Annotated in this window: 15 protein-coding genes; 10 read left to right on the top strand and 5 right to left on the bottom strand. The window is 68.0% G+C overall.

Annotation, left to right across the window (positions count from 1 at the left end; genetic code table 11):
• Positions 1-17: 17 nt before the first annotated feature.
• Together ABD231_RS31840 and ABD231_RS31835 are read left to right on the top strand one after the other, a co-directional pair.
• Positions 18-584, top strand: coding sequence for a TetR/AcrR family transcriptional regulator (locus tag ABD231_RS31840; protein ID WP_344160247.1), 567 nt, complete (start codon positions 18-20; stop codon positions 582-584).
• A complete protein-coding gene (locus tag ABD231_RS31835; protein WP_344160244.1) occupies positions 581-1,345 on the top strand; it encodes an SDR family NAD(P)-dependent oxidoreductase in 765 nt (254 codons plus the stop codon). Before ABD231_RS31840 ends, ABD231_RS31835 begins: the two co-directional genes overlap by 4 nt.
• Positions 1,346-1,351: 6 nt before the next feature.
• Here ABD231_RS31835 and ABD231_RS31830 read toward each other — a convergent pair whose 3' ends face one another.
• Positions 1,352-2,854, bottom strand: a complete 1,503-nt coding sequence (locus ABD231_RS31830; protein WP_344160241.1) for an LCP family protein — start codon at positions 2,852-2,854, stop codon at positions 1,352-1,354.
• 148 nt (positions 2,855-3,002) lie between these two features.
• Positions 3,003-5,090 carry a protein-arginine deiminase family protein gene (locus tag ABD231_RS31825; RefSeq protein WP_344160238.1) on the bottom strand — a complete coding sequence of 696 codons (2,088 nt, stop codon included), beginning with the start codon at positions 5,088-5,090 and terminating at the stop codon, positions 3,003-3,005.
• A gap of 154 nt (positions 5,091-5,244) precedes the next feature.
• On the opposite strand from ABD231_RS31825, the gene ABD231_RS31820 reads away from it, so the two are divergent.
• A complete protein-coding gene (locus ABD231_RS31820; protein ID WP_344160235.1) occupies positions 5,245-6,102 on the top strand; it encodes a DUF3152 domain-containing protein in 858 nt (285 codons plus the stop codon).
• Between the two features lie 5 nt (positions 6,103-6,107).
• On the opposite strand, the gene ABD231_RS31815 is transcribed toward ABD231_RS31820, so the two are convergent.
• A complete protein-coding gene (locus ABD231_RS31815; protein WP_344160232.1) occupies positions 6,108-6,689 on the bottom strand; it encodes a MarR family transcriptional regulator in 582 nt (193 codons plus the stop codon).
• A 96-nt stretch (positions 6,690-6,785) separates the two neighbouring features.
• On the opposite strand from ABD231_RS31815, the gene ABD231_RS31810 reads away from it, so the two are divergent.
• From ABD231_RS31810 to ABD231_RS31800, 3 genes are all read left to right on the top strand, one after another.
• Positions 6,786-7,547 (top strand): SDR family NAD(P)-dependent oxidoreductase, encoded by a 762-nt coding sequence (locus tag ABD231_RS31810; RefSeq protein ID WP_344160229.1) that lies wholly within the window; start codon positions 6,786-6,788, stop codon positions 7,545-7,547.
• A 227-nt stretch (positions 7,548-7,774) separates the two neighbouring features.
• The gene (locus ABD231_RS31805; protein WP_132413983.1) at positions 7,775-8,005 is read left to right on the top strand and encodes a hypothetical protein; all 231 of its coding nucleotides are present in this window, start codon (positions 7,775-7,777) and stop codon (positions 8,003-8,005) included.
• A gap of 243 nt (positions 8,006-8,248) precedes the next feature.
• Entirely contained in the window at positions 8,249-9,106 is an 858-nt protein-coding gene (locus ABD231_RS31800; RefSeq protein WP_344160223.1) for a GNAT family N-acetyltransferase, read from the top strand.
• A gap of 111 nt (positions 9,107-9,217) precedes the next feature.
• On the opposite strand, the gene ABD231_RS31795 is transcribed toward ABD231_RS31800, so the two are convergent.
• Entirely contained in the window at positions 9,218-11,698 is a 2,481-nt protein-coding gene (locus tag ABD231_RS31795) for a glycoside hydrolase domain-containing protein (RefSeq protein WP_344160221.1), read from the bottom strand.
• 207 nt (positions 11,699-11,905) lie between these two features.
• On the opposite strand from ABD231_RS31795, the gene ABD231_RS31790 reads away from it, so the two are divergent.
• Both ABD231_RS31790 and ABD231_RS31785 read left to right on the top strand, forming a co-directional pair.
• The gene (locus ABD231_RS31790; RefSeq protein WP_344160218.1) at positions 11,906-13,693 is read left to right on the top strand and encodes a PHP domain-containing protein; all 1,788 of its coding nucleotides are present in this window, start codon (positions 11,906-11,908) and stop codon (positions 13,691-13,693) included.
• On the top strand, positions 13,690-14,262 hold the full coding sequence (locus tag ABD231_RS31785; RefSeq protein WP_344160215.1) for a hypothetical protein: 573 nt from the start codon (positions 13,690-13,692) through the stop codon (positions 14,260-14,262). Before ABD231_RS31790 ends, ABD231_RS31785 begins: the two co-directional genes overlap by 4 nt.
• On the opposite strand, the gene ABD231_RS31780 is transcribed toward ABD231_RS31785, so the two are convergent.
• Positions 14,256-16,493 (bottom strand): HelD family protein, encoded by a 2,238-nt coding sequence (locus ABD231_RS31780; RefSeq protein WP_344160213.1) that lies wholly within the window; start codon positions 16,491-16,493, stop codon positions 14,256-14,258. The genes ABD231_RS31785 and ABD231_RS31780 overlap by 7 nt on opposite strands.
• A gap of 148 nt (positions 16,494-16,641) precedes the next feature.
• Between ABD231_RS31780 and ABD231_RS31775 the strand changes: the two genes are divergently transcribed.
• Together ABD231_RS31775 and ABD231_RS31770 are read left to right on the top strand one after the other, a co-directional pair.
• The gene (locus tag ABD231_RS31775; protein WP_344160211.1) at positions 16,642-17,052 is read left to right on the top strand and encodes a hypothetical protein; all 411 of its coding nucleotides are present in this window, start codon (positions 16,642-16,644) and stop codon (positions 17,050-17,052) included.
• Positions 17,053-17,087: 35 nt separating this feature from the next.
• On the top strand, positions 17,088-17,657 hold the full coding sequence (locus ABD231_RS31770; protein ID WP_344160208.1) for an NADPH-dependent FMN reductase: 570 nt from the start codon (positions 17,088-17,090) through the stop codon (positions 17,655-17,657).
• Positions 17,658-17,680: the final 23 nt, after the last annotated feature.

The raw sequence follows: 17,680 nt of genomic DNA, 5'->3' as shown, positions 1-17,680 counted from the left end.
TGCGTTAAGATGATGACATGACCGAGACCGATCGCGCAAGTAGGCCGGGTGGACGGACCGCGCGCGTGCGCGCCGACGTACTGGCTGCTGTCGCCGCCGAGCTGACCGACCACGGGTACGACGGCCTCACGATCGACGGCGTCGCTGCGCGATCCGGGGTGCACCGGACGACCGTGTACCGGCGGTGGAAGACAGTCGCCGGGCTACTCGTCGACCTGCTGCAGACCGACGACGACTGGGCTCCCGCCGACACCGGCTCACTCGAGGGCGATCTGATCGCACTCAACCGCGAGGTGTACGACGCCCTGACCGAGCAGCCGTCCATCACCCAGGCCGTGATCGCCGCCTCCTTCCGTACGCCGGAAGCCGCGGACGCGCTCACCGCGTTCTGGGCCGACCGCTACCGCCGCTCGGCCGTCGTCGTCGAGCGAGCAATCGCGCGCGGCGAGATCCCGGCAACGACGAACGCCCACGAGATGGTGGTCGCGGCGACCGCGCCGCTCTACCACCAGCTCGTCCTGCTCAAGCAGCCGATGAGTCGGGCGGCAGCCGACCGGTACGCCCGACTAGCCTCGGGCATGTGACTGGGCGCTTGAGCGATGAAGTCGTGTTGGTGACCGGGGCTGCGCGCGGAATCGGTCGTGCGGTCGCAGAGAAGGCAGCCGCCGAAGGTGCCGCGGTCGGACTGATCGACGTACTGGCTGGTCAGCTCGCGTCGACCACCGCCGAGCTACAAGCAACCGGGGCCCGAGTCGCATCAGCGATCGGCGACATCACCGACGAGCGCTCAGTCGCAGCAGCCGTCACCCAACTGGCCGCCGAACTAGGCCCCGCGACCGTCCTGGTCAACAACGCCGGCAAGAACGCCTACGCCGACGCAACCCAGATGACCGTCGCCGAGTGGGATTCCGTCTTCGACGTAGACCTGAAAGGCGCCTGGCTGATGGCCCGCCAGGTCCTCCCGTCGATGATCGAGAACAACCACGGCGCGATCGTCAACATCGCCTCCATCCACTCCTCCCTCACCACCGCCGGCATGTTCCCCTACGCCGCCGCCAAGTCCGGCCTGGTCGGCATGACTCGCTCCCTGGCCCTCGACGTAGGCCCCCACAACATCCGAGTCAACGCCGTCAGCCCCGGCTACATAGCCACCGACCTACTCGAAGAGTTCTTCACCAACTTCCCCACCGAACGCACCCACGCCCTCACCGTCCACCCCCTCGGCCGCATCGGCACCCCCGAAGACGTAGCCGAAGTCGTCTGCTTCCTGGCCTCCCCCGCCGCCGCCTTCGTCACCGGCGCCAACTGGTCCGTAGACGGCGGCCTCGGCATCCGCTACGCCTGACCCCACTCAGCCGGTCGGGTTGTAGGCGCAGGCTTCGGCGAGGTCGGGGGTGGTTGGTTTGGGGGTGGGTTTGCGGGTGGCGGGGGCGGTCGGCTTGGGTGCGGTGGGTTTGGGGGGTGCGGGCTTGGTTGGTGGGTTGAGGTGTTGCTGGATCAGTTGGCGCATCGCCGCGTAGTTGGGGTTGCGGCCGCTGGGGTAGTTCTTTTTCTTGTCGAGGTCGATGTTGGTGATGGCGCCGTTCTTGATCCGCTGGCCGAGGGTGACGAAGGCGGGCAGGATGGTTTGCGGGATGTCGGTGCGGATCAGGCTCTCGCCGGCCTTGGCCAGGTCGAGGTAGTTGGCCAGGACGTTCTGCGGAGTGGCGCGTTCGACGATGGCTTTGACGGTGCAGCGCTGGCGGGCCTGGCGGGCGACGTCGGCGCCCTGGACCTTGTAGCGGCCGCGGGCGAACCAGAGGGCGTCGGTGCCGTTGAGGTGCCGGTTCGGGCCGGGGTCGAGGTAGCGGCTCGGGGGGATCTTCTTGTCGTCGTTGCCGCCGACGGGGACCTTGTAGTTGATGTTGACGGTGATGCCGCCGAGGGCCTCGACGAGCTGGGCGAAGCCGGCCAGGTTCACCTGCACGTAGTAGTGCAGCTTCAGGCCGAGGGCTTCGCTGACCGACATCTTCAGTACGTCGGCGCCCGGGTTGTCCGAGGGACCGATCAGGTCGCGGTGCTCGGCGGGGACCATTCGGTACATCGCATCGAGGTAGTAGTTCGGCTGTTCCTTCAGACCGTTGGGATCCCAGAAGCCGGTCGGGAATTCCTTGTGCAGAGCGGTTCCGTCCGGGAACGGCATCCGCATCCAGTTCCGGGCCAGCGAGATCAAGGCCGTCTTCCCGGTGCGGGTGTCGATACTCGCGATCATCACCGAGTCGGTCCGGGTGTTGTCGCGGCCTTCGCCGTCGTCGGCGCCGAGGAGCAGGATGTTCAGGCGGGGGAACTGGGCCCACGGGTCCTTGGTGTTGTTGATCTTCGGCCGGGTCTGACTCTTCGACTGCTCACCGGAGAACACCTTCTCCACGAGCTGCCGTTGCGCCATCAGCGTCTGCGCGCCGAGCGCCGTACTCGACGCCATCCCGAAACAGACCAGCCCGATCACCGCCGACCCCGCCAGTCGCGCACCCGGTCCTGCCGTCAGCGGTCGGAGCATCTTGTACGACGTGACGAGGACCGTGACCCAGTACAGCGCGATCACGCCGAGGGCGACCACCATCAGCAGCAGTACGTCGGGGTTCAGTGCCCACGTGATCACATCGTCGCGACGGGCGAGCGCCAGGTACGCGGCGGCGCCGTACAGGGTGAGGCTGAGTGTGACCAGCACGGTTCCGAGGCGTCGCCGCCCGGCCAGGAGGTAGCCGAGCCCTGGTAGCAGCACCCCCACGATCGCCAGCGCGAGCGCACTGATCCCGGACCGCTCGCGACGCTTCGCCCGACGTGCGCGGGACCCAGCTTTGCTTCTCGAGGACATGGGCTCCACTCATCAACCGGCGACAGGGCAATGGACGCGGCCCCGAACCGCGTCCAGCCCTACGATTCGCTGACTCCGCGAAAAGTTCGCTGGGGTCGCGAATCCTGTCCTGTTCCTGCCAGTCGGTCTCACCAGGTGGCGGCAGCCATCACGACCACCACGGGGTGGCGCCGGAGACGTCGCGGAGTGCGTTCGTCGCGCAGTGCACCTCGCCGCCGCCCAGATGCGACCAGAAGAAGTTCTCGACCCAGTGCACCCGGACGCCGTTGAGCGCTAGCGCTCGCTCAGCCGACTGCCGGAAGACATCACGACCGTTGAGCTTCGGACCGTGCGGATCCGGTACGGCGAACTGTCGATCGGTGAGCGAGAGTCCGTTCACGAGCCCCGGCGTGAGCGCCTTCAGCAGGCCGTACTCGGGAACGCGGTCGAAGAACACGGGGAGCCGGACGAGCTCATCGGGTCGCAGACCGGTCGCCTTGAGCAGAATCGCGAGCTGCTTGTCGATGTGCTGAGCGGCGGCCTCGTTGTCGGCCAATTCGGTGAGGAGCGAATCGACTGTCGGCTTCGAGGTGGAGTTGGTGTCGGCGAAGAGGCGCTGGTTGCCGCCGCCGCGCTTCTGCACGTCGCGCAGGAGTTGTGCCGCGAGCCGCGGATCGGCGACCGCGAGCGTCCACCCGCGCGCGTTGTTCGCTCGGACGACATGCGTGGTCTCGTCGGCATGCCCGACCATCAGCCACGAGGTGTCGATCACCACCGGCGGCTGGTAGCCCTGACCCGTGACCATCCTCAGGTACGCCGGATCGGGGTGCCGCTCGCCCGCGCCGTACACGATCCTGCCCTGTGGATAACCGTCGTACGGCGGGAGGGTTTCCAGGTTGCCGCCCATGTTCAGCAGGTCGTCGAGACCCGGTGATGCTTTCGTGGCGAGCTCTTGGACGACACCGACATCCGGGCCGCGCAGGTCGCGGTAGATCAGTCGGCCCGCGGGTCGCGGAGTGGCGACTCCGTCGAAGTCCCAGACATTCCCGGACCGAATCAGAATCCGCATCGTGTGGGGTCCACCGACGGCCGGCATGCTCGCGGTCGCCGGCTCGAACGTGTCCTGCAACCACATGTCCTTCCAGCCGTCCGCCGTACCGGTCACGAACTTCACTCGTGCCCCGGCCGACGCAGACGCCGCCCGCAACGTCCGAGCAAACGGCTCCCACTCACCCGGCACCCCGTCCTGGTACGGCGCCGATCCGCCCCACCACCCTGGTCCGGTGTTCGGCCGGCCGGCGAGCACGGTCCGAGCCGGCTGCAAGTCGTTCTGCAACATCAACGGAGCCACCCGCAGCTGTACGACGTCAGTCGTGTCGCGACCGCGATCCCGCACGGTCAACGTGACCGTAATCCGCCCATCCCACCGAGCCGGATCACGAACCACATCCCGCCCTTCCAACCCAAGCCGAACGCCCCGCCGCAACTGAGTCGCGGACAAGACGCCGACAGGACGTGCGCCCACGAGGTCGCCGCCCCCACCCCTCGCCCCGCTGCTGGCCAAGGCGCCATCCACCTGCGCCGCCCCGCCGTTGACGGGGGCGCTGCCCAGATGCGTCGGCCCGCCGTTGACGATGGTGTTGCCCCCATGCATCGCCTCGCCGTTGACGAGGTTGCCTGCGCCGTGCGCTGACTCGCCTTCGGCGAAGATGCGCGCCTTGTTCGCCGGGCTGAGTGTCAGGGTTCCTGTCGCGGCTGACGAGATGTTGCGTAGGGCATCGATCTTCAGCGGGGCGAGATCGGCGGCGTCGCGGGGGCCGTTGATGCGGTCGTCGGCCGCGTCGTTGCAGGCGGCGAGTATGTCGTCGACCGCTCGGCCGGGCGCATCCAGGTCGGCCGGGGCGACGGTGCAGCGGCGTTCGTCGTCGTCGAGGTTGGGCAGGAAGATCGCGCCGCGCTTGTCGGTCCACGTGTCCCGACCCGCAGCGTCGGCCGCGGTCAGCCGCCCGTCGCGGTCGACGTCCGCGGTGAGCAACGTGTCGCGGTTGACGCGCGCGGTGAGCAGGTTGGTATCCGCGGCGAGCAGGCTGGTGCGGTGGACTCCCTCGGCCGGCAACCCGCCGCGGTTGAGGTCGGCGGTCAGCAGCCCACCGCGGTTGCCGGTCGGGTGCTGGGTGGGTGCCGCCCAGGCAGTGAGCGCGGGGGTTCCGGCGGTGAGGAGGGTCGCGGTGGCGAGGGCCGCGGTCCAGCGTCTCATCGGAGCTTCTCCTTTGTGATACGAGCGTGCTTTTTCCAGGTCGAATCTAGCACGGTCGTATTAGAACCGGGGAGGTGGCGAGAAGGGTTCCGGCGCCTGCAGGCAAGTAGAGGTGACTGGATGCCCGCCGGGGTGTCGTGAGGAGAGGGACCGGATGCGCCGCTGGACTGCTGTCAGGATCGCCGGACTCGCCGCAGTGGCGGTCGTCGGCGCCGGGGTGCTCTTCCAGCTCCCGGCCAGCCCGTTCGAGCGCGGTGGCAAACCCGGGCGGCCGGCCGCCGAGACACCCGCGCGGACCGCGGCGCAGCCGCCGAAGGGCGACCCTGGCGACAAACCGGCACCGGCTCAGTCATCCCAGGCACCGGCTGAGAACGAACAGTCGTCCAAGGCGCCCGACCGGCCCGCCGCGGCGATCACCTACCCGCAACGAGGCACCGTCAACTTCACCGTGCTCCCGGCCGACCCCGACCACCGCGTGATCGGCACCGCGGGTCAGCTGCTCAAGTTCCAGATCGCCATGGAAGGCGGCATCAAGGGCATCGACCAGACCGCCCTAGCCAGGTTCGTCCGCGACACCTACGGCGCCCAGCAGGGCTGGACCGCAGGCGGCAAGTTCCGGTTCGAGCAGGTCGGCCCGGGGGAGCAGAGCGACTTCCGGCTGATGTTCGTCACACCCGAGACCCGCGACACGTACTGCGGCTACGCACCGGACCGCTACACGAGCTGCCGGATCGGCGACCGAGTCGTGCTCAATATCGCCCGCTGGGTGCACGGCGTCCCGAACTACGGCGCCTCACTCACCACCTACCGCCAATACATGGTCAACCACGAGACCGGACACCGCCTCGGCTACGCCCACCAACTCTGCCCGGGTACCGGCCAGCCCGCACCCGTCATGCAGCAGCAGACACTCGGCTTGCACGGCTGTACGGCGTACTCGTGGCCCTACCGCGGCGACTCGCTCTACCGCGGTCAGCTCGGCAAATACAACGACCCGATCCCCGGAACCTAAAACCTCTAGTTCTGCAGCAGCACGTTAGGCAGTGCCTGGCTGGGACCGGAGCTGACCGCGGCCGACTCCAGACCGTCGGCCACCGTGTGCAGCAGCCGGACCAGATGGGCAGCGTCGTCCGGCCCGAGGATGCCGGTGACGACATCGAGGACGCGGACGGTCAGACCGTCCAGCTGGGACAGGCGGGCCTGCCCCAGCGCAGTGACCACGACCTGCCGACCACTCCGAACCATGCCCAAAGCGGCCAGGTCCGAAATAGCCAGCTCGGCCTCAGCCGTAGTGGTACCTATCTGCTCCGCGACGCCCTCCGCAGTACTCCGCCCGTTCGCAATAGCGCTCAGCACCAGCGCGGCCGGCATCTTCAAACCGACCGCGTCCTGCAGGCCGAGGATGAGCGGATGAGCATGGCCACGCACTCGCTCGACCGCGTCGAGCAAGCGCAGCGCGTCCCCGACATCACCGATCAAGTGCTCGGTCTGCACGGCGGCGAAGGCCGTCGGCTCGACCGGGGCAGGCGATCCCACAACCCCGTCCGCTGCCGGCCTGCGCAGCGCGAGGGCCTGGGTTTCCTCGTCTTCGATGGTCACGAGATCCAGCGTACGGAGTCGTTCCGACAGCTCGGCGTGTCGTTCCCTGAGGAAACCCTATGAATCCAGCCCCCACCGTGGTCTACCGTCGCGGTCATGCAGCTGAGTGGGAAGCGAGCCCTGGTCATCGGTGGCGGCGGAGCGGGAATCGGCCGCGCAGTCACCAACCTGTTCGGTGCCGAAGGAGCCGCGGTCGTGATCGCGGATCTCGACCCGGCCCGAGCAGCCGAGGCCGCTGACCAGGTCCGCGCGTCCGGGGGTACGGCGTACCCGGTGAGCGGTGACGTGCGCTCACTCGCCGACCTCGAAGCCATGGTCACCGCAGCGGTGGAGAGCCTCGGCGGACTCGACATCCTGGTCACGGTTGTCGGCGGGCAGGTCGCGTTCGTCCCCGCGGTGAAGCTGCACGAGATGGCCGACGAGGACTGGGACACCATCTACGAGGTCAACCTCCGGTACGTCGCCCGCGCGGTCCGGACCGCCCTGCGGGTCTTCCTCGAGCAGGGCACCGGTGGCTCGATCGTGAGCGTCGGCTCGGTGACCGGATTCATGGCCGCGCCCGAGCAAGCGGCGTACGGCGTGATGAAGGCCGGCATCCTCAGCCTGGCCCGCACGGTCGCCGCCGAGTACGCCGCCAATGGCATCCGGATGAATGTCGCCGCGGCCGGCGCGATCGCGACCGCCGTCAATACGGCCCCGACCGATGAATGGGTCGACGAGATCCCCCTCGGCCGCTACGGCCGCTCCGAAGAAGTCGCGGCCGCTGTCGTCCACCTCGCTTCCGACGCTTCGGCGTACACGACCGGGCAGCAGCTGGTCCTGGACGGCGGCGTCTCCGTACGCGGGCCATTCGGGTAAATAGCGCGACAGTCGAAAACGTGCTCGAACAATGCGAGTCCGGCTGGTCCGAAAAAGTTTGCCCGGAGTCGGAGAAATCGAGATCGGTGCGTGACCTCCGGCTCTGATGCTCCGTTGCATCTGATGTGACGGTGAACACCTACGGCGCATCGTCACCGCGCTCGCCCGCGCTGGGTCACAAAAAGAGGGCCCTTGCCGACCATCGCGAGAATTTGCCAGGAGGACCAGTGACAACCGCCACCGCCACCCAGACCATCGAGCGCCGTCGCGTGCGGGTCTGGTTCGGTGAGCACGTGATCGCCGACTACAACGCCGAGCCGGCGTTGGCCGAGCGGTACGCCCACGCCATGAGCCGTCGTTTCGCCGGACTGCGGGTCACCAACGACCCGATGCCCGCCGTCGACCGGCTCCCCGACCCCCTGCCCGGCGAGCGCATGTGGGATGTAGCACCCCGCTGAGAAGATTCTTCCGAAGTCTTTCGTCTCCGTTTCTCACCAGACAACCCACCCGGACGACGGCCGGCCGAGAACCTCACCTCGACCACGAAGACTTCGGTTTCGGCGGCAAGTGAGCGTTGGCGTTCTGCTCCTCACTTGCCGCCGCACTTTCTCACTATCAAATGCGCCTGATGACTGAATTCCTTTCACCGTCCGCACCGGCCTCCCCAGTCCGGTGCGGACGTTTTTGTTTAGAGTGCTGCCATGGACAGTGCCCTGACGCCCGAGCACACCAAAGCAATCGTCGAGGTCGCCAACGCGATCGCCGCCGCCGACAACAGCGGCGAGTACGTCGCCCCGGCCGACATCGAGGCCGCGGTCACCGCGGCCAAGCACACCCGTGGTCTCTGGCGCGATGATCGCCTCGTCGGCTACGGCCTCGTCGACGACGTCTTCAAGGGCGGCATCCATCCCGACCATCGCCGTCAGGGTCTCGGCTCTGAACTCCTCGACTGGGCGCTGACCACCGGACCGACGTTCGACCTCGAGGTCCAGAGCATCAACACCGGCGCCGAGGCCCTCGCCGTGTCCCGAGGCTTCGACCCGATCCGCTACTTCATCGTCATGCAACGCCCATACGACGACGCCCCGCTCCCGCCCGTCGAGCAGCAGTCCGTCGCGTTCACCCCCGAGTACGACGAGCGCCTCCGCCTCGCGCACAACGAGATCTTCGCCGACCACTGGGGGACCGAGCCGAAGACCGAGGACGACTGGCGGACCTGGTTCACCGGCCACCGCGCGTTCCGCGCCGACCACTCGCGCCTGATCGTCGACGAGGACCGGATCGCGTCGTACGCGCTGGCCTATGAGTTCGACGCCGATACCGAGGCCACCGGCGTCCGCGAGCTGTGGATCGGTCAGGTCGGTACCCGCCGCGAGGATCGCGGCCGCGGCCTGGGCACCACGGCGGTTTCCGCAGTGCTGCAGGCCGGTGCCGAGGCCGGCTTCGAGCGAGCCGGCCTCGGCGTCGATTCCGCGAACCTCACCGGTGCCGAGCGAATCTACGCCCGGCTCGGGTTTGAAACAGTCAGCACCAAGATCTTGTATCGCCGTACTGCGTAGATGCGGACCGCCCCCACTCACCAACTCTGCTCGGCCCGTCCGACTCACGCTCAGCGCGTCCTGCCGGAGTGGCTGAGAAGAGGGTTGGACAGTGGCGCAGGTCCGCCCATCTCAGTACACCTCGATGTCGTCCAGAAATACCCCGTCGGCCGACGGGATGAAGGTCCGGGTGAAGGCGACCTTGACGTGCTGCGCCCGGACCGGCGCGAAGCGCACCTCGAAACGGTTGCCCGAGGCATCGTTCGGCCGGGTCACCACCGGACCGCGATCGGTCCAGTTGGAACCGTCGTCGCTGGTCAGCACGCGCACGGTGTCGGGACGGTAGCCCGAGTACTCGACGTACCCCTGGACGTCGACCGCGCGGACGGTCTTGCGACTCCCGAAGTCGAAGCTGATATCGAACGACTTCGTCTCCCCGGCACCGCCCTGGATCACGTACGGGCGACCATCACCGAAGTTGTCCGAGATCACGCCGTCGGTCGACTCGCGCTCGCTCGAGTCCGGGAACCCCTTTGGCGGCTCCCACGACTTCTTGTAAGCGAGCCCACCAACCAGGTTCTCCCGCGGTAGCGGCGCTCCGGCGACCTTGAACGTGAGCAGCCCGTCCGCCGGCGCCTTCAGCCGGACGTACCGCGCCTTAGCGTTCAGCCCGACGAAGTCCTCGCCACCGTTCGCCTTCGTCCGCCGACCCGCATCGACCCAGGTCACAGCGTCGTACGACGTCTGGATCGTGTACTCGGCCGGATGCGTGGCACCCCACTTCAGGTACACGCCGTCGACCTGGTGCTGCGAACCGAGGTCAGCCGAGCCACCGGTCTTGATCGTCGCTGCCAGATCGCGCGCGGCAAGCGGCTTGCCCGCGGCCGCATCCAGCACCAGGCCGCGGATCCGCTCCAGGTAGGTGACGTCGCCGGTGAAGGTGCCCGGCTTGCTGGCCAGCGCAATTGCCAGGTCGGTGGCCAAGTCCGGATGTGTCTTCTTCAGGATCTCGACGACCTCCCAGTCCTCGATCCCGTCCCGCATCGACTCGAGCCGGATCGTCCGCTCCAGCAGGTTCTTGTGCTTCTGATCCGGGTTGACCACCCAGAAGTCACCCTTGACGTCCTGGTCGTCCATCGAGATGTTCCAGTTGTTGAAGGCCCAGTGCAGGTGCCCGTTGGCGCCGCGGGCTGCGGCCAGCCAGCCGATCAGTCGCTGGTAGTACTCGGGCTGGTCGATGAAGCGATTGAGGAAGCCCAGCGTCGGGATGTTGCAGTTGTAGAGCCAGAGATCCTTGCCCTTGGCCCGTTCCGCGTCGAAGGTCTTCGGGTTCGACTCGTAGTTGAGCAGGTTCGGGATCAGGATGTCCTCACGCTCGGCCACCTCGGAAGCGACCGGGTCGTGGAAGGTGGCGTCGCCGATCTTCACGTCCGGCCAGACGGCCTTCACCTTGTCGAAGATGCCGTTCCAACCGTCGCGGCCCGAAGCGCCCTGCGGCTCATCACCGATATGCATCCACCACTTGTCCGCCCAGCCCCTGGCCCGCACGTGATCACGCAACGCCCCGACGTACTGCTGGATGAAGTCGTCCGCCTCGGCCGACGTGTAGGGGACGTACTTCTTCACGGTCTTCCCGTCGGCGTCGCGCGCCAGCGTCTCGACGTCCCAGGTGGTCCAGTAGCCGGGGCCGCCGTTCACCCAGAAGCCCTCGAGTCGGCTGACCGTGCCGCGGTCGGTGAAGAACTTCACCACCTGGTCGACCTTCGACCAGTCGAAGTGAACCTTGCCGTCGGCATCGACTGTCGTGTTGCCGGCCAGCAGCAACGTGTTCATCGGCAGCGTCAGGTTGTTGTTGCGGTAGTCGCGGCGCAGGTCCGCGTAGTCCTCCATCAGCTTCCACCATTTCGGGGTGAACGGGGAGAAGCCGTAATTGGCGAGCATCGTCTCGACACCGCTGGGCGGTGGCTGGTGCGAGACCGTGCCGAAGAACAGCGTCCACTCGACGTCGGTGAAACCGCTGTCCTTCGCGTCCGGGATCGTCACCGGCCGGACGTTCACCGAGAGCGGGATGGTCTCGGTACCACGGTCGGTTTCGATCCGGACCGTACCGCGGTAGACCCCGCCGGCGACGTACTTCGGGATGTGGACGCGGACCCAGATCGGCTGGGTCTTGTTCGCCGGGACCGTGGTCGAGCGGTCGTTGGACAGGCCGTCCGGGAAGTCGTCGGGGGCAGGGCGACTCGGGGCGTAGACGTACTGGTTGCCACCGAAGACCGAGTTGTGGTTGAGCGGGGTGAACTTGACGAAGTTGTAGCTCAGCTCGGACGGCGGGATCTGCCGGAATCCCGCGGTGAGCGGGCTGAAGCTGACCCGCTTGATCGTGAACGCGCGGTCGCGGCGGATGACGACCTGGCCGGCCTCGAACTCATTGCGAGCAGAGTCGAGAGCGAGCGTCGTACCGGCGCCTGTGTCAGCCGGCAGCGAATCAGGGAAGACGTGGGTCGCGGCGCGCACCGCCCATACCTGGGCAGTGGCTTGGGCGACGGATGGGGTGGTGACAGCGGTGATGCTCGCCGTCACCAGGATCGTGGCGAGCACTCTGGACGGTTTCATGACGGGGAACCCTCCTGCCGATGGTGGGGGCGGTCCTCATTCTTCGAGCGTGCGGCGCTGAGGGCCAACAACCTGACTAGACCACTTCCCGGAATTCCGCGTCGCGACGGGGTCGCAGGTGCGTCGAATGGTTCACCGGAGCAACACCCGTAAGACATCCGGGAGGGCGATGATCCGGCGGATTTCCCTTTGTCAGGAGGAAGCAAGATGGGGCACTCGCACGGCGCCGGTCATGGGCACGGACATGGGCACGGCCACGGTCACGGGCACGACCACTCGCACGACCATCACCACCCCAACACCGAGCTGGACGCGGCCACGCTCGCCGCGCTCGACGAGTCGGTGCCGGACAGCGACCTGACCCCGACCGAGGTCTCCCGCCGCGGGCTGCTCCGCTCGGCCGGCATCCTCGGCGGTACGGCGGCCCTCGCGGTCACCGGCGCCCAGTTCGCGGCGGCCAGCGCCCCGAAGGACGGCTGGACCTTCAGCCACGGCAACCGCCCGAACGTCTGGCTGGCCGGTGACCACCACATCCACACCCAGTTCAGCTCCGACGGCATGTACCGGGTGATCGACCAGGCGCGCCACGCGGCGGCGTACGGGCTGGACTGGCTCGTCATCACCGACCACGGCGGCGCGACCCACGCCCGGATCGGCGTCGACCTGGTCAACCCGCAGATCAAGGCCGCCCGCTCGGAGCTGCGCGACACCCTGATCTTCCAGGGTCTGGAGTGGAACATCCCGGCCGCCGAGCACGGCACGATCTTCGTTGCCCCGGGCAACCGTGAGGTCGAGGTTCTCAAGCAGTTCGAGAACAACTACGACGGCAGCGTGAAGGGCGCCGGTGCGAACACGCCGGTCAACGAGGCCCTGGCGGTCTCCGGCATCCAGTGGCTCGGTCAGCAGGTCGACAAGCGCCGGGTCGCGGACGCGCTCTTCCTGGCCAACCACCCGGCCCGCAACGGCATCGACAGCCCGCACGAGATCCGCAACTGGCGGGACGCCGACCCGCGGATCGCGGTCGGTTTCGAGGGTGCACCCGGTCACCAGGCCGGCGGTCTGCCGAAGGGGATCGGCCCCGGCGGTGCCCGCGGCATCTACGGCAACTCCCCGAACGCGAACTCGTTCCCGGCGTACCCGCCGGAGAGCTACCGCACCTGGGGCGGTTTCGACTGGATGACCGCGACGGTCGGCGGTCTATGGGACAGCCTGCTCGCCGAGGGCAAGCCGTGGTGGATCAGCGCGAACTCCGACTCCCACAACAACTGGAACGAGACCGCCCGCCGCCCGGACGGCTCCAGCCAGGAGCAGTTCGACCGCGACGGCCGGTACATGGATCCGGTCTACGGCAACCAGGTGCTCGCCACGAACAGCGACTTCTGGCCGGGCTTCTACAGCCGCACGCATGTCGGCGCGGACCGTCGCGACTACCTCTCAGTGATGGAAGGTCTGCGCAACGGCCGCGTCTGGGTCGACCACGGCATGCTCGTCAAGGGCGTCGAGGTCGAGGTTCGTGAGGTCGGCAAGACCGGGGCGGTGGGGTGGGGAAGGAATCAAGCACAGTACGGCGAACCGCTGGGCGGCGCGCTCGTGGTTCGCAAGGGGCGTCCGGTCGAGCTGGTTGTCCGGATCACCACGCAGACGATGCCGAACTGGGCGAACTTCGTTCCGTCGCTGAACCGGGTCGACGTGATCCAGGGTGCGGTGACCGGTCCGGTCGCCGACCGCGACACCTTCGCTGCGCCGAAGACCAAGGTCGTCCGGCAGTGGGACACCTCCGGCAAGCGCGGCACCTTCGAACTCGTCTACCCGCTGGGCCGGGTCGAGGAAGCGTCGTACCTCCGCGTCCGCGGCACCGACGGGAACCGCAGTCAGGCCGGGTACCACGGTGCTGCGGTCGACCCGGCCGGGCCGGCTCTCGATGTGGTCGGCGACGCGGACCCGTGGGTCGACCTGTGGTTCTACACGAACCCGATCTGGGTGCTGCCGAAGTGATTGTCGCCGTCGACGCGGACAGCAGGGACACGGCCGCGGCCGACCACCTGCTGTACGAACTGCTCGAGGCTGTGGACCAGCCGGTCGTCGCCTGCACCCACATGGTCGTGGGCGGCGACCGTCCGCACGTGGCGGTGTCGCTGGCCGGCGCCGCCGACCTGGCCGAACCGATCCGCGCAGCCGTCGCGGATCGGGGTGCGGGCCTGGCGATCACCCGGCCGGGCGCGTCCCAGCCGGAGCTCGCCGGACCCAGCCAGCTCGTCCGCGGTGCCTACGTGGCCGCAGTCGAAGCAGCACTCGGTACGGCGGGTCGCGTCGTCCGCTGGCCCGGACACGAGCGCGGTCGCGGGGTACTACCTGCGGCCGAACTGCGCAGTCGTTGCGGAATCGACCACCTGGAAGCGGTTGGCGGTCTACCGATCACCGACGACGCACTGGTCGACACGCTCGACTTCCTGCGCCCAGTACGTCGGGACGGTCAGCTCGTGCTGCAGTTGCAGCCGGCCGCTGGCAACCTGTTGATTCCGTTCGAACTCCAGCACCAGCAGAAGTGCTGCGCCGATCACTGATTCCAGTCATGGTCGGCGAGCAGCTCGGGGAGTTCGCCGATCACGCCGAGACGCTGCGTGCAGCGGGTCAGAGCGACGTACAGGTCGCGGAGTCCGCGTGGGGATTCGATCACGATGCCGTCCGGGTCGACGACCAGGACCGAGTCGAACTCGAGTCCTTTCGCCTCGCGCGCGGTCAGCACGGTGACGCCGCTCAGGCCGTCGACCGCCTCCTGGATCAGCTCGAGCCTGCTGCGTGACGTGATCACGCCGACCTCGCCGTACTGGGTCTCCTCGGACGCCATCTTGTAGACGTACAAGGCCTGTTCGGCCGGCGGGACGTCCGCGTGCCACGGCTGGACGCCGGTCGAGCGGACTGAGCGCGGCGGCTTCGCAGTCGGGTCGACCTCGTGCAGTACGGCGTTGGCGAGGTCCATCACTTCGGCCGGGGTGCGGTAGTTGAGCGTCAGCTCGGCCAGCCGCCAGCGGTCGCCGAAGGTCTCGCCGAGTGCGGAGGACCAGCTCGTGCCGCCGCCGATCGCGCTGGTCTGCGCAACATCGCCGACCACGGTCATCGACCGCAGCGGGCAGCGTCGCGCAATCGCCCGCCAGGCCATCGGGGTGAGTTCCTGCGCCTCGTCAACGATCACGTGGCCGTAGGTCCAGCGCCGATCCGCGCCCGCGCGCTCGGCCAGCGTGCGGTCGTCATCGGCTTCGTAGCGCTCGGCAAGCATCTGCGCGTCGAGGATGTCCTTCGCGGTCAGCATCTCGGACGCATCGTCGTCGTCGAAGTCGGTCGACCCCGAACCGGACAACACGTCCAAAGCGCCTTGTGCATAAGCGATTGCGCGGGCACGGGCGGCGCGCTCCCTCGCCGCCTCAGTACCGTCGTCGCCGAGAAGTTCGGCCGCCTCGTCGAGCAGCGGTACGTCGGCCGGGCTCCAGTCGGCGCCGTACCGGAGGAGGTGTTCGCGGTCGAGGACACTGAGTTGGGGCGCGGCTTCCGCGAGGCGCCGCTCATCGCCGTACAGGTCCTCGAGGAGTTGTTGCGGACTGAGTTGCGGCCAGAGTTGGTCGAGCAGCGCCTGGATCGCGGGCTCGGCGAGAACCTCCTTGCGGAGCTCGGCGATATCCCACTCGTCGAGCAGGTTCTCGCCGTCGAGCGGATCGGTGCCGATCAGGTCGGCGTACTGGCTGGTGAGGCCGTCGACGATCTCGGTCAGGAAGAACGGCCGCGCCTGGTTGTGCGTCAGGTTGCGGCGGCGCGCGCGATCGCGGGTCGTGCGGGCGAACTCCGGGTCGAGGGTGAGCGTGGTCCGGTCGACTCGGACCTCGATCGGCTGGTCCGGGACCCACTGGCGGTCGGCGACCGCCTTCTCGATCACCGCGGCCATCACCGTGCGGCCCTTCACCTCGGCACTCTCCGGAGCTTCCGGCCGGGTCGCGGTCAGGCCCGGGTAGAGCTCGGCGATCGTGACCAGCCGAACTCCGTCTTCACCGAGTGACGGCAGCACCTGTCCGATGAACTTGAGGAATGCCGCATTCGGCCCGACGACCAGAATTCCGCGCTTTTCCAGCTGTTCCCGATGGGTGTACAGAAGATAGGCCGCGCGATGCAGCGCGATCGCGGTCTTACCGGTGCCCGGACCGCCCTGGACCACCAGGATTCCGGGCAGTTCGGCGCGGATGATCCGGTCCTGATCGGCCTGGATCGTCTGCACGATCGACTCCATCCGGCCGGTCCGGCGCGCATCCAGCGCCTTCAACAGCACGGCCTCGCCGATCACTCCCGTCCCCGGTTTGGACGCGTCCGCGGCCTCCCGATCGAGGTCGAGTTGCTCGTCCTGTACGTCGACGACTCGGCGCAACCGGGTTTGGATGTGGCGCCGCCGTACGACGCCCTGGTTCGCGACCGCGGTGGCGATGTAGAACGGGCGAGCGGCCGGAGCGCGCCAATCGATCAGCAGCGGCTCGTAGTCCGCGTCATGCAACCCGAGCCGGCCGATGTGCAACACCTCGCCATCCGCCGCGTCGAGCCGCCCGAAGTACAACCCGTCCTCGGCCGCGTTCAGCCGCCCCAACCGCACGCCGAGGTCACGGATCCGCCCGTCCCGCTGGTTCAGCGCCTGCGCGTTCCGCGTGCTGACCAGCAGTTCTTCCTGGGTACGCCGCTCGGTCCGCTCCCGCTCGTGATCGAGCGCAGCGTAGAAGGTGCTGAGGTGCACTTGTTCGGCATCGACCGGATTCGGCAATTCAAACCCCTTGTGATAAAATGCGTCTTTGTTGGCCCCCGGAATACATTCCTGATGGCAGCCACAAATCCTTGAGTTTATCTGGTGCCGGGGATTTCCAAAAGTAGTTCAGGTATGCAGTAGTGCGCGATTCCGTAGAGTGGACGCCGTGAAGCTCTGGATCGCCAACGTGGTGGCGACGATCGCGGTGGGCGCGGCCGCGATCCTGCAGCTGGTCGACGCATCCTCGCCCGCCGACTCCTCCTGTGGGCCGCAGTGTGATCCGCACGGCTACATCGTGATCTTCACCGCCATTCCCGTTCTCGTCGTCCTCCTGGTTGCCCTGTCCGCGCTCGGGTCTCTCGTGATGCGCCATCGGGCGGGCTTCTGGCTCGAGCTGGTCGCCGCCGCGGGCTGTGCCTTCGAACTGCTCTTGCTGCGGTCGCTCCTGACGGTCGTGCACGCTGTGTCGGTCGGCGCTGTCATCGCGGCGGCTGTGGTGCTGGCGATCGTCGGTCTGCGCAAGGCGCCGGTGCGTCGGCAGTACCGACTGCCGGAGCCGCCGTACCCGGCAGCTTGACCTCAAGTCGTCTTGAGGTATTAGCGTCACCCGGCGTGACTGTCCACCCGCTCCGCCTCGCCGTGCTCACCCGCAACCTCGAGCCCGGCCGCTTCGGCACCACGGTCACCGAGTGGTTCGAACGCCAGGCCGACCGGCACGACGAGTTCAAACCCGACCTGATCGACCTCAGCGCCGTACCGCTGACCGACCTCCCCGACCGCATCGACGAAGCCGACGCAGTCGTCATCGTCACCGCCGAGTACAACCACGCCTACCCCGGCGACCTCAAGACCGCGATCGACGCGGTCCGCCGCCCCTGGTACGCCAAACCCGTCGCCTTCGTCGTCTACGGCGGCCGCTCCCGAGGCCTCCGCGCCGCCGAACAACTCCGCCTCGTCTTCGGCGAACTCCACGCCGTCCCCATCCGAGACACGCTCGCCTTCCAAGAAACCGACTTCACCCCCACCGCCAACCCCGCCGCCCCGGCCGACGACCCCGCCACCCCGACTGGTGAGCCCCTCGACCCCACCACCCCCGCCGCGGCCACCGCCCTCCTCGACCAACTGGCCTGGTGGTCCCGCCCCCTCCGCGAAGCCCGCGCCACCACCCCCTACCCCGCCTAACCCACCCCCCACGGCCGCCCACC

The sequence above is a fragment of the Kribbella yunnanensis genome, from assembly GCF_039529655.1.
GTDB classification, from domain to species: domain Bacteria; phylum Actinomycetota; class Actinomycetes; order Propionibacteriales; family Kribbellaceae; genus Kribbella; species Kribbella yunnanensis.
Note: the sequence above shows the minus strand (reverse complement) of the source record. Positions and strands in the feature narration are given on the sequence as shown.

Excerpts from the sequence above, each read along its gene's own strand:
- ABD231_RS31825 (WP_344160238.1), bottom strand. The coding sequence starts at position 5,090 with ATGAGACGCTGGACCGCGGCCCTCGCCACCGCGACCCTCCTCACCGCC.
- ABD231_RS31810 (WP_344160229.1), top strand. The coding sequence starts at position 6,786 with ATGCAGCTGAGTGGGAAGCGAGCCCTGGTCATCGGTGGCGGCGGAGCG.
- ABD231_RS31820 (WP_344160235.1), top strand. The coding sequence starts at position 5,245 with ATGCGCCGCTGGACTGCTGTCAGGATCGCCGGACTCGCCGCAGTGGCG.
- ABD231_RS31795 (WP_344160221.1), bottom strand. The coding sequence starts at position 11,698 with ATGAAACCGTCCAGAGTGCTCGCCACGATCCTGGTGACGGCGAGCATC.
- ABD231_RS31830 (WP_344160241.1), bottom strand. The coding sequence starts at position 2,854 with ATGTCCTCGAGAAGCAAAGCTGGGTCCCGCGCACGTCGGGCGAAGCGT.
- ABD231_RS31840 (WP_344160247.1), top strand. The coding sequence starts at position 18 with ATGACCGAGACCGATCGCGCAAGTAGGCCGGGTGGACGGACCGCGCGC.
- ABD231_RS31800 (WP_344160223.1), top strand. The coding sequence starts at position 8,249 with ATGGACAGTGCCCTGACGCCCGAGCACACCAAAGCAATCGTCGAGGTC.
- ABD231_RS31790 (WP_344160218.1), top strand. The coding sequence starts at position 11,906 with ATGGGGCACTCGCACGGCGCCGGTCATGGGCACGGACATGGGCACGGC.